This window comes from Spiroplasma helicoides (assembly GCF_001715535.1).
Lineage (GTDB): Bacteria > Bacillota_I > Bacilli_A > Mycoplasmatales > Mycoplasmataceae > Spiroplasma_A > Spiroplasma_A helicoides.
Map to the genome: position 1 here is coordinate 237,347 of NZ_CP017015.1, position 11,786 is coordinate 249,132.

The 11,786-nt window shown below is 26.5% G+C and carries 13 protein-coding genes; 11 read left to right on the forward strand and 2 right to left on the reverse strand.

The window, feature by feature from the left end:
- The first annotated feature begins 54 nt into the window (after positions 1–54).
- The 7 genes from SHELI_RS01100 to SHELI_RS05900 all read left to right on the forward strand — a co-directional run bounded on the left by SHELI_RS01100 (position 55) and on the right by SHELI_RS05900 (position 5,854).
- Entirely contained in the window at positions 55–1,155 is a 1,101-nt protein-coding gene (locus SHELI_RS01100) for a DUF871 domain-containing protein (RefSeq protein ID WP_069115932.1), read from the forward strand.
- Between the two features lie 103 nt (positions 1,156–1,258).
- The gene (argS, locus tag SHELI_RS01105; protein WP_069115933.1) at positions 1,259–2,920 is read left to right on the forward strand and encodes an arginine--tRNA ligase; all 1,662 of its coding nucleotides are present in this window, start codon (positions 1,259–1,261) and stop codon (positions 2,918–2,920) included.
- A 194-nt stretch (positions 2,921–3,114) separates the two neighbouring features.
- Positions 3,115–3,648 carry a translation initiation factor IF-3 gene (infC, locus tag SHELI_RS01110; RefSeq protein WP_069115934.1) on the forward strand — a complete coding sequence of 178 codons (534 nt, stop codon included), beginning with the start codon at positions 3,115–3,117 and terminating at the stop codon, positions 3,646–3,648.
- 18 nt (positions 3,649–3,666) lie between these two features.
- Entirely contained in the window at positions 3,667–3,861 is a 195-nt protein-coding gene (gene rpmI / locus SHELI_RS01115; RefSeq protein WP_069115935.1) for a 50S ribosomal protein L35, read from the forward strand.
- Between the two features lie 16 nt (positions 3,862–3,877).
- On the forward strand, positions 3,878–4,243 hold the full coding sequence (rplT, locus tag SHELI_RS01120; protein ID WP_069115936.1) for a 50S ribosomal protein L20: 366 nt from the start codon (positions 3,878–3,880) through the stop codon (positions 4,241–4,243).
- A 59-nt stretch (positions 4,244–4,302) separates the two neighbouring features.
- Entirely contained in the window at positions 4,303–4,644 is a 342-nt protein-coding gene (locus SHELI_RS01125) for a hypothetical protein (RefSeq protein WP_069115937.1), read from the forward strand.
- Between the two features lie 67 nt (positions 4,645–4,711).
- On the forward strand, positions 4,712–5,854 hold the full coding sequence (locus SHELI_RS05900; RefSeq protein ID WP_084449221.1) for an IS3 family transposase: 1,143 nt from the start codon (positions 4,712–4,714) through the stop codon (positions 5,852–5,854).
- 34 nt (positions 5,855–5,888) lie between these two features.
- Here the strand turns inward: SHELI_RS05900 and trpS are convergent, their stop codons facing one another.
- Positions 5,889–6,902 carry a tryptophan--tRNA ligase gene (trpS, locus tag SHELI_RS01135; RefSeq protein WP_069115938.1) on the reverse strand — a complete coding sequence of 338 codons (1,014 nt, stop codon included), beginning with the start codon at positions 6,900–6,902 and terminating at the stop codon, positions 5,889–5,891.
- A 173-nt stretch (positions 6,903–7,075) separates the two neighbouring features.
- On the opposite strand from trpS, the gene SHELI_RS01140 reads away from it, so the two are divergent.
- Positions 7,076–7,879, forward strand: coding sequence for a diacylglycerol kinase catalytic domain-containing protein (locus SHELI_RS01140; protein ID WP_069115939.1), 804 nt, complete (start codon positions 7,076–7,078; stop codon positions 7,877–7,879).
- On the forward strand, positions 7,880–8,242 hold the full coding sequence (locus tag SHELI_RS01145) for a hypothetical protein (protein ID WP_069115940.1): 363 nt from the start codon (positions 7,880–7,882) through the stop codon (positions 8,240–8,242).
- Between the two features lie 6 nt (positions 8,243–8,248).
- Here the strand turns inward: SHELI_RS01145 and SHELI_RS01150 are convergent, their stop codons facing one another.
- Positions 8,249–8,554: a rhodanese-like domain-containing protein gene (locus tag SHELI_RS01150; RefSeq protein WP_069115941.1), complete on the reverse strand. Its 306-nt coding sequence runs from the start codon at positions 8,552–8,554 to the stop codon at positions 8,249–8,251.
- 195 nt (positions 8,555–8,749) lie between these two features.
- Here SHELI_RS01150 and SHELI_RS01155 point away from each other — a divergent pair, with 195 nt between their 5' ends.
- Both SHELI_RS01155 and SHELI_RS01160 read left to right on the forward strand, forming a co-directional pair.
- Positions 8,750–10,453, forward strand: coding sequence for a ribonuclease J (locus tag SHELI_RS01155; RefSeq protein ID WP_069115942.1), 1,704 nt, complete (start codon positions 8,750–8,752; stop codon positions 10,451–10,453).
- Positions 10,454–11,391: 938 nt separating this feature from the next.
- Positions 11,392–11,718, forward strand: coding sequence for a hypothetical protein (locus tag SHELI_RS01160; RefSeq protein ID WP_069115943.1), 327 nt, complete (start codon positions 11,392–11,394; stop codon positions 11,716–11,718).
- Positions 11,719–11,786: the final 68 nt, after the last annotated feature.

Genomic DNA, 11,786 nt, shown 5'->3' on the forward strand with positions numbered 1-11,786 from the left:
ATCTTAAATAATAGATTTGTTTTTTTGATAAAATATAAATAAGAGGGATGTTATATGAAAAGAAAAATAGGATTATCAATCTATCCAGAACAATCAAGTTTTGAAGAAGATAAAAAATATTTAGACTTAGCAAAGTCTTTAGGTTACGAAGTTGTGTTTACTAGTTTTTTACATTTTATAGGTTCAGAAAATGTAAAAGAAAAAGCTGAAAAAGTTTTAAAATCAATCAAATATGCAAAAAAAATAGGTTTTTACACAATAGCCGATGTTGAATATGCATCAATGGAGTTAATTGGTATATCGGTTAAAGATACTTCAAAGTGTTTAGAATATGGAATAGACTGCTTGAGATTAGACTCACCAAGTCTTCCAGCAGAAATTGCTGCTGTTACACACAATAAATCACAAATTGATATACAACTGAATATGTCTAACAATGATAGTTTAATTGATAATGTTATGGACTTTGCACCAATCTCCAATAGATTAAGTGGTTGTCATAACTTTTATCCATTAGAATATACAGGACTTCCATTTGATTATTTTTTAAAAGCTAACAAAAGGTACTTAAAGTATAGATTAAATACTTCAGCATTTGTAGGTAGTCATAATGGAGAGATGTCAACATCATGAAATCAAAAAGAGGTACCAACCATTGAAGAACAAAGATATTTACCAGTTGGTCAGCAAGCTAAACTATTATTTTATACAAATGAAATAGATACGGTTTTGATTGGTAATGCTTATGCTACAGAAGAAGAACTAAAAGAGTTGGCAGCAATTGATAGATATGAAATAACATTTGATTTAAAATGCTCTGAAGGTGTAACGGATATAGAAAAAAAAGTTCTTAAGTTTGAACATTTTAGAAGAGGAGATATTACTGATTACTTTATTAGATCAACATTTAGTAGGGTAGAATTCAAAAACGAAGATATACCAGCGCGAGATACTCGAGGAGTTTATAATCGTGGAGATGTTGTTATTATTAATAACGGTGATAAAAAATATAAGGCTGAGGTGCACATCATTTTAAAAGATGGTTTTGAAGATAAACCTAAAAAATATAATTATTTGGGAACAATTGATAAAAACGAAAATCGTCTAGTTGATTTTATAAAACCATGAGCGCACTTTAGATTTAAATTAGTTTAATTTTTAAAAAATTAAAATGTTTACATTTTAGTTTTTTTATCTTTAAATATGATATCTTTTATAAGTAAGAGACAAAAACATTAAATTTTGAAAGGAAACTAAAATGAGTATTTTTATTGAAAAAATAAATAATGCATTTGAAAATATACTTAAAAAAAGTAATTTGCAAGGAAGAATAATTATAGAAAAACCAAGAGAAGAAAGCAATGGAGATTTTTCAACTAATTTTGCAATGATAAATTCTAAATTAAATAACATGAAACCACTTGATTTAGCGAGTCAGCTTGTCAAATCGTTAAATGAAACTAACTTATTTGAAAAAGTAGAAATTGCTGGACCAGGTTTTATTAATATGACCATGAAAAATGATTTTTTGAAAGATGTTTTAAATAAGATTATTAAAGAAAAAGACCATTATGGAAGTTCTGATAAAAAAGATTTTAAGTACAATATCGAAATTGTTTCAGCGAACCCTACAGGGTATTTGCATATTGGTCACGCAAGAAATGGTTCAATTGGTGACAGTGTGGCAAGAATGTTAAAATTTTTGGGTTATCAAGTTGAAACAGAACATTATACAAATGATGCTGGAAATCAAATTAATATAAGTGCTTCAACTCTTTTTTATCAATATTTAAAGTTACTAAATATAGAAGTTCAACCACCTGAAGAAATGTATGGTGGAGACATGTATGTTGAAGTTGCTAAACTCTTTTTAGATAAATACGGGGATAAGTTTAAGGATAACAGATTAAATGGAAATATAATTGATGACGAAGAAGTCCATAAAATATTTAGAAAAGAATCAATTAGCTTTTTTCTAGAAATAATTAAAAATCAATTAAAAATGCTAGGTGTTCAAATTGACTTATTCAGTAGTGAAGCTCAAATTTATGCACAAAATGAAGTTGAAAAAACTTTAAGTTTGTATGAAAATTTAGGTAAAACATATTGAAAAGATGATGCATTATGAATTAAAACAACCGAACTCGGTGACGACAAAGACAGAGTTTTGAAAAAAGCTAACGGTGAATTTACCTACATATCAGGAGATTTAGCTAGCCATAATGTTCGTTTTCAAAGAAGTAATGCTAATAAATATGTAAATTTTTGAGGAGCTGACCACCATGGTTATATTCCAAGAATAAAAGCAGGATTAACATTATTAGGTTATCCAAAAGATATTTTAGAAATTGATATTTATCAAATGGTAAGAGTAATCAAAGATGGACAAGAAGTTAAAATGTCTAAAAGAAGAGGTACTGCAATTTGACTAATTGATCTTATTGAAATGGTAGGGAAGGATTCAACAAGATATATGTTGGTTTCAAAACCACCAACAAGTCATATGGATTTTGATTTAGACCTAGTAATGTCAAAAAATAGTGCAAATCCAGTTTATTATGCTCAATATGCAACAGCAAGAGCTTTTAAAATATTAGAAAAAGCTCAGGAGCATGGATTAACACTAAATAATACAAATTTTAATTTATTGGATAATGAAAAAGAAAAACAAATCATAATGCTGCTTGATTCATTTAATAAAACTATTGAATATGCTGCAACTAGTAGACTACCAAGTGTAGTTTGTGATTATATTCAAAATCTAGCTAAAAAGTTTCATTCATATTATTCTGAGTTTAAGTTTTTTGATGAACAAAATAAGGAGTTAAGTACTCAGAGATGTATTTTAGTTGAAGCAATATATCAAGTTTTAAGTAATGCTTTCAACTTGATCGGTATTGATGTAGTTAATGAGATGTAAAAATTTTAAAATAGTTATTGAAATCATTTAGTATAGTGTATAATAAATTTGTTTAAAAGAAGAAGCACAAGCTCACCGTCACTTTATTGGAAGCGGTCAAAAAAACTTATTTAATAAAATTTATAAAATTTTAAATAATTTTTGAGTGTGCCGATTATCTTTTAAAGGCACATTTTATTTTATTTGGAGGAAGAATGGCAGAAAACAAAAACATAAAAACTGAATTTGTTAATAGAGAAATAAGAGCAAGGCAAATTTTAGTTATAAATGATGATGGTACCAAAATAGGACCATTAAATAAGTTTGAAGCTTTAAAGTTAGCTGAAGAACAAGGTATGGATTTATTTCAAGTAGGAATGCAAGATAATCAAGTTGCAATTGCCAAAATATTGGACTATGGAAAATATAAATATGAACAAAAAAGAAAACAACGTGAAAACAAAAAAAACCAAGTTAAAGTTGAAAATAAAGAAATTAGATTAACTGTTGGAATTGGTGATCACGACCTTGATACTAAAGCTAGAAAAGCAAGAGAATTTCTTGAAGAAGGAGATAGAGTAAAAATATCTCTAAAATTTAAGGGAAGAGAGATTACTTATCAAGAATTGGGTCTAGAAACTTTAAATAAATTTTATACAAAAATCGAGGATGTAGCTAAAATTGAAAAAGAAGCTAAACTAAATACTAGGTTTTTAGATATGTATGTAGTGCCTAAAAAAGCTAATTAGAATAGAGGGAGCAGTAGTATGCCAAAAATGAAAACAAAAAGCTCTTTAGCAAAAAGAGTTAAGAAAAATGGTACAGGTAAATTAAAAAGAGGTCATGCATATAGATCTCACTTAGCACAAAACAAAACAACAAAACAAAAAAGACATCTTAAAAAAGCAACATTTGTTTCATCTGGAGATATGAAACGTCTAAAAGGATTATTACAAGGTTAAAGGTAGGTAGAACAATATGGCAAGAATTAAATTTGGAAAAGTAACAAGAGCAAGAAGAAAACGTTGAATCAAAAGAGCTAAAGGTTACTACGGAACTAAAAAAGCAAACTTTAAAAAAGCACATGAACAAGTTGTTCGTTCAATGCATTATGCATTTGTTGGTAGAAAGTTAAAAAAACGTGACTTTAGAAAACTTTGAATAATTCGTATCAATGCTGCAGTTAGACCTTTAGGATTAAGTTATTCAAAATTTATGAACGGTATTAAATTAGCAGGAATTGAAATAAATAGAAAAATGTTGTCTGAATTAGCAATTAATGAACCAAAACAATTTGAAAACATTGTAGAAGCATCAAAAAAAGCTTTAAGTGCAAAAAAATAATTTTACAAAACAAGGTATTTGCCTTGTTTTTTGTTTATTATATTAATAAGGTGATAAATATGGCAATACTAAATGCAGAAGTAGTTGAATTTGATAAAGAAGATTTAGAAGCGGCATGAGAAAACGCTCCTTCTTTGATAAATAAAGATAAAGATGAATTTAGAATGTGTTACATATGTAAGTTTCACATGGATAAATCAAAGTTTGACAATGATAATTTAGGAGAGTTTGGATGAATCGTTGATTTAATAGATGTTAAAAACTTTTCATTAGATCAAGATAATTTTATTGCAATTCATCCAAGATGTATCACATTTAAACCCAAACCAAATAATAAAAGCTTGGTAAAAAAAGTTAAAAAGAAATTGTGGGCATTTGACGAAAATGCCTATAGTCAATAAAAAAATAAACCCTAATTGTAAACTGGGAAAAATAAATTCTACACTAGAAAGAGGTGTAGAATTTTTTATGTCAAAAAACCTAACTGTAGAAGAATGAATGAAAATAATTCAAATATATAAAAAACAAGGAATTCAAATTGCAGAACAAGAATATCGTATAATTAAAGCAAAACAGATTAAATTTTCACAATTTATTAAAAAAAGAATAAAACAAAAAACTTATTTAGTAGATAATTATGGTATGAAAAGTTTAAATAGAAAAAAAGGCTCTGGAAGATACAAAAAAAGAGATGATTCTGATATTCCAGGAATAATTAGTGATCTAACTGAAGAGCAAAAAAGAGAAATAATTGAAGATTGAATAAAAAGTCAGAGAGATAAAAAGGAAAGAAATGCGATTAGCAAAATAAAATCTCTAAACATAAGTATGAAAGCAAGAATTATATCAATGCATAGAACAACATTTTACAAAAAACCAAAAGTTAGAAGATATAAATACAATAATTTAAAAAACACAGTTGAAGAAATATTAAAGGAGTCCAAGTTTATATATGGTAGCAGAAAAATAAGTGTTTTATTAAAAGAAAAACATATGTCAATCAACGATAGAACTTTAAGGCACTATCTAAAAAGATGAGGTTTTATAATTAAAACCCGAATTAAAAAAAGACAAGCAGAATCAAAAAATATTAATACTAAATTTAAGGATTTAGTGAAGCGCAATTATAATCCTACTATAGACAATATAATTGCTACTGATGTTTCTTACATTCCGGGTTTGGTAGAAGGAAATAATTACTATTTATCTGCAGCTATTAGTCATAAAACTAAAAAAATTGAATCATGATGTTTATCAAAAAACAACAACTCGCAATTAGTTATAGATACTTTAAATAAAATTAATAAATCAAATTTTATATTACATTCAGATCATGGCTCTCAATACTCTAGTAATGAAGTTATAGAATTGGTAAAACAAATGAATTGTCAAACTTCAATGAGCAGAGTTGGCAATTCCTTAGATAATAGAGAAATAGAGTATTTTTTTAGTTGTTTAAAAGGTGAGTATCTAAATCACATTAATACAAACAAAATGAATATTGATGAAATTTATAATCATATAGATTGATATATAGATTGATATAATAATAAAAGAATACAAAAAATTTTGAATTGAAAAACGCCAGCTACTGCCGGCGCTATTATTTAAAACTGTAGAATTTGTTTTTCCCAGTTTATTGGGTTTATTTTCTTTTATAATTTAAGCCTGTTAAATTGTAAACTTTTCTAAGTTTTTTAGATGCAGCCTTTTTAGCGTTTAATGTTCCTGATTCAATTCATTTTTCTAAATCATCAGAATTATAAATTTCATTATATTTACTCTGTATTTTTTCAAGAAGAGATACAACAACATTTGTAACATTTTCTTTTAAAAATCCATAATCTTTTCCTTCACACATTTTTTCAATTTTTTCAATAGCTAAGTTAGCTAAACTAGATCAAATAGTTATTAAATTACTTACGCCTGGTTTATTTTCTAAGTCATATTTTATAAGGTTTTCACTATCTGTTACTGCGGATTTTATTTTTTTCTTAACTTCTTCAATATTATCTAATAGTGCAATATAACTTTTTGAATTCAATGAAGATTTAGACATTTTTTTAGTTGGATCTTGTAAATCCAAAATTTTTGCCCCCACTTTTGGATGATATTCTTCAGGCATTTTAAACATTTCCCCATATTTATTATTCATTCTTTCAGCAATTGATCTTGCTAATTCTATATGTTGTTTTTGATCTTTTCCAACTGGTACAAAACTAGCATCATAAAGTAAAATATCTGCAGCCATTAACACAGGATACATAAGTAATCCTGTGGGAATAAACTCAGTTCCATTATCCGATTTTACTTTATTGGATTTATCTTTAAATTGTGTCATTCTTTGTAATTCCCCAAGTGTTGTATTACAAGTTAATACCCAAGCTAATTCTGCATGTTCTGCTATATCGCTTTGAATAAATATATTTGATTTTGTAGGATCTAATCCACATGCAAAATACAAAGCGACAGTCTCTTTTATATTTTTTCTTAAAGTTTCTTTGTCAATTGGAAGTGTAATACCATGTAGATTTGCAACAAATATATACATTTCAAAATCATCTTGTAAATCCACAAAGTTTTTTAAAGCCCCAATATAATTACCTAAAGTTATTTTTCCAGTTGTTGTTATTCCAGAAATCATTCGTTTTTTTTCCATAAATTCACCTTTAAATAGTTAAATACTTTAAAGATTATAAATTAAAAATTCTCTCATTAATACAAAGTAATAAAATATATTTGATAAAATAAAAAACGTAGTCTAATTTTTTTGAGATAAGTTAATTTAGAAAATTTGTTTATTGAATGTATAATATAAAAAAGGTAAGTTATATGAGAAATTACGAAATTGTAAAAAATGATTATGAATCAACTGCGAATGAAGTAGCTAAACTTGAAGAGTTTTTAAACGCTAATGGATTTATAAAAAATGTACAGAATCCAGTCTATGTATTTGTAATAGGTGGAGATGGAACTTTTTTAAAAGCGGTACACAAGTATCAAGATTTATTAGATCAAATATATTTTGTTCCTTTCAAGTTTGGTGGAATTGGTTATTACACAAATAAAAATAACTTAAATGAAATAAAAAGTTTAGTTGAAATGATTGAAAAAGAGGAATGTTTTCAAATAAACTATCAAATATTAGAGCTATTGAATGGGAAAAGAAAACACTATATTTTAAATGAAGTAAAAATTTTGAATGAAAAAAGACCTCTATACATAAAACTGTTCATAAATGATGAATATTTAGAGACTTTTCATGGAACTGGAATTGTTGTTTCTACACCAACTGGAAGTACAGGTTATATAAAATCAACCGGTGGAAGTGTGATATTACCAAAAAATAGTGGATTATATCAGCTTCAAGAATTAGTTCCAGTAAGTACAAATATTTATAGAACTTTGAATTCTCCCATTATATTAAATAGTGATTATGTTTTGCGTTTAGAATTAGAATCGCTATGTGAAACTTTAATTTGTGATACACAAGAAAGAAAAATACTTGATAACATTCTAGAAATAAAAGTTAGTGAAAAAAAGGTTAGAGTTATAAGCCATAGAGATCCAAAGCAAATAAGTGAAATAAACACATTAAGAGATATTTTTATTATCGACAAGAAGAGTGTGAAATAAATGTCTGTTACAGCAATTGTTATATCGCTAGTTGTTATTTTATGTAGTATTGCTTTGTATATCTATATCTCTTTTTCTAAAAGAGTTAATATTAAACTCAAAAGAAATAAATTAATAAATGATCCAAAAGCCTTTACTTATGCCAATATTATCAAAGGTTTAGGTGGTTTAGAAAATATCTCATATTTAGAAGATAAAAAAATTTTTGTGTTTTCAACAAGTCTTGTAAATAAAGTTTATTTGAAGTCTCTTGGTTTAAGTGTTGAAAACACAAATGAGTACTTTATATTAAATATGAAAAATTTTAATATGCAAAACTTTTATAAAAAATTGGAAAACCAGCTAAAAAAAAATAAAGATTAATTATCCTTATTTAAATTTTCTGTTATATCCATATGCTCCACCAAGTAACACTTTTGCATTATAACCTTGATCTCTTAAAAATCTTGCAGCCTCACCACTTCTGTTACCAGCGTTGCAAACTGTAACTATTAATCTATCTTTATCATCCCCAACAATTTCACGATATTTAATTAAAAATGTACTTATTTCACAGTTAATTGAATTTGGTACTCTTAATAATGTGGCATACTCATTTGAAGTTCTAACATCAATTATTATTATATTTGGATCATCTTCAATTTCTTTAAATTGCTCTGCAGTTATATCTACCATTAATTATCACCTCAATTAAATTATATTCTTTAAAAAAATATATAAATAAAAGTTTTTTTAAATTTTTATAAAAACCTATACTAATGATATTTTTTACAATATAATATTAAAGAATTTAACTGATGGTTATGACCTTTCACAGAATAACCAATATGGGCATTATTTGAAAAATAATAAAATTGAATAGGAGTAAAAATGGCAGATATTAAATTTATGGCTATTGGTGGCCAAGATGAAAGAGGCAAAAACATCTTTGTTGTTAGTGTCGATGATGATTTTTTTGTTTTTGATGCTGGAATTAAATTTCCAGAAAGAAGTATTTTAGGTATTGATGTTGTTATACCAAATTTTGATTACTTAAAAGCAAATTCTAAAAAAATAAAAGGAATTTTTCTATCAAATCCAAGTAGCAATAATGCTGGAGCAATAAGTTATATATTAAGAGATATTGATGTTCCTGTTTATTGTAATGAATTAACAACAATTATTTTAAAATATAGAAACTTAAAGTATAGAATAAAAAATAGAGAAAATAATTTTAGAATAATCAATGACAAAGAAATTATAAAATTTGGTAAAAATAGTATTGAAGTATTTAGAACAACATCAAGCTTTCCTGAAACTTTTGGATTCGCTTTACATACAGAGGATGGGACAATTGTTTATGCAGGAGACTATATAATTGATGGAAATGAGCAATCATGATTTTCAACAGATATGAATCACTTATCAAAAATTTCTGAAAAAGGTGTTTTAGCTCTGTTGAGTGATTCAGAATATGCATCTAGAATCGGTTATACTGTTCCAAATCATAGAATTGATAAATACATATCAGCACCGATGAAAGACATGAAGCACAGGCTAGTTCTAGGTATGTTTGAAGAAGATGTATTCAAACTTTTTGAAATAATAAAACAAGCTAAAGAACAAGGTAGAAAAATGGCTATATATGGTAAAACAATTTCAAAAGTTGTTGAATCAAAAATTATTCAAGAGTCATTAAAATTAAAAAATACTGACCTTATTTCATTAGAAGAGTATATGGCTTCCGAAAATGGAATTTTAATATTGACAGGTGCGGGAGATTTACTTTATTCAAGACTTGCTAAAATTGCCGCAGGAAATGACGATGTAATTGAGTTTTCAGAGCAAGACATAATCATTTTAGCAACACCTCCTGCTGCTGGGGTTGAAAAAAGACATGCTGAAATATTAGATGAATTAGCAAGAACAAATGCCAAATTAATTGCTTTAAGCGATAAAAATATTTGAGCAATGAGAGCAAGCTATGAAGATATTAAGTTAATGACAAGAGTTATGAAGGCAAAATGTTTTATTCCCATAAAAGGTTTATACAAAGATTTTCTGTGTGCAGAAAGAGCTGCCATTGAAGCTGGTGTTAAACCTGAAAATATTCAACTTATTAACAATGGTCAAGTTCTAAAGATCCAAAAAGGTGGAAAATTAGTAGTTGCATCAGAAACAATCAAAACAAATGATGTGTATGTTGATGGAATTGGTGTGGGCGATATTGGGGCTGTTGTTTTAAATGAAAGAAAACAGTTGGCAACTGATGGAGTTGTAATAATTGGAGCAAATATTGATGAAAAAACAAAAGAATTAGTTTCATTAATAGATATACAAATGAGAGGGGTTATTTATATTCAAGAAGATAACCCAATATTCAAATTAATGCAAAAGCAAATTATTGATATTTTAGAGAAGCACAAAAATGAATACAAGCAAAAACCAACAAGTTATGATTTAAATAATATTAAAAAAGATATTATTTCAAAAATAAGAGGAACTATAAAACAAGATACTGGTAAACAACCAATTGTTTTAGTTATTATTAATGAAATAAATATCAATAGCTTTTACGAACCAAAAAAACGCTAGATAAAAAAACTTATTATTAAATATAAAAATTTGAAAACTTTGAAAATTTTTTTTAAAGTTTTTTTTACTTTACTTTGAAAAGTAAAGTAAATGTGTATTTTAAAGAGTGAAATATATAAGTCTATAATTCTAACAATAATAACCGTTTTACAAGGGAAGTGTATAGATATGAAAAAATTATTTTATTATTTAGCCGCTTTAAATTTAAGTGCATTTCTATCATTTGTTCCAATATAATGCTTACAAAATAGTTCTAATAAGGTTGATATATCAGCATTTACTGAAGAAGCTCTAATTTTAAGTCCCGATACAAATACTAGAGCTGCAGCTGAGAGTACTTTTGTGCAAAAAATAAAAGATCTATATCAAGTTGAAGTTACAAAAAAACTGATTTTTTTAAAGATTACACAGCAGCAACAAATGAAGTTGATTGAGCCCTATTAGTTAACGCTGTACAAAACAGTAATAAAATTACGGGATTCAACACTTTTCACTAAAGTATAAAAAACAGATCAAAAAAAATTTTTAAGTGATATTAAATCTTATGATTTAGGAAATATTGTTTATAATTTAACATATCCCTAATTAGAAGTCTTAGTTAATACCATCAATGAACAAAATCCAGGTTTTGGTTTATGTAGTTAAATTTTGAAATTGAAGGAGAACAAACTACACAAAAACTACAATCATAGCAAAGGAAAGTTCCAAAAATTTTACAGGTAAAGTGAGTTTGTACTATAGTTATAGCATCAACACAGTCTTTAACAGATATTAAAGGAAATGACTTAATATTATATACTGATGAAAATACGGGTGAAGCTTCTAGAAAAGCAGCTTTAGTTGCTGTTAATTCTCTTTTAAATGTTGATGTTAAAAAAGGGGTTGATTTTAGTTTCGATAATTTTATTTTAGCAACTTCAATTGATATTCCCGGAAGTGTGACATTTAATTCAAAATCAGAAATTAAATTTATAAAAGATCAAATAGAATTTAATCTACAATATAAATTCAAGAAAACTAAAAATTTAGCAGATATACCCGATAGATATTTGAATGGTAATAAAACTAATGGTGAAAAAGAGATTAAAAAATTACCATCTGAATTAGTGTTGAAGTACTTTCCTGATGTTAATGAAAATGATGATTATTATGATGATTTGAAACCGGCGGGTAGTAAAAACTCAGGTTATATATTTGTTGTAACAAAAGAAAGTTCAAAAAAACTAGTTGGAAAAAAATTTACTTTATTTTGAGCTCCAAAATAATAAAAAAATGATGTTCACATCATTTTTTTATTAAAATTTATTATTTATAATTAAATAAGTTAGTGTAA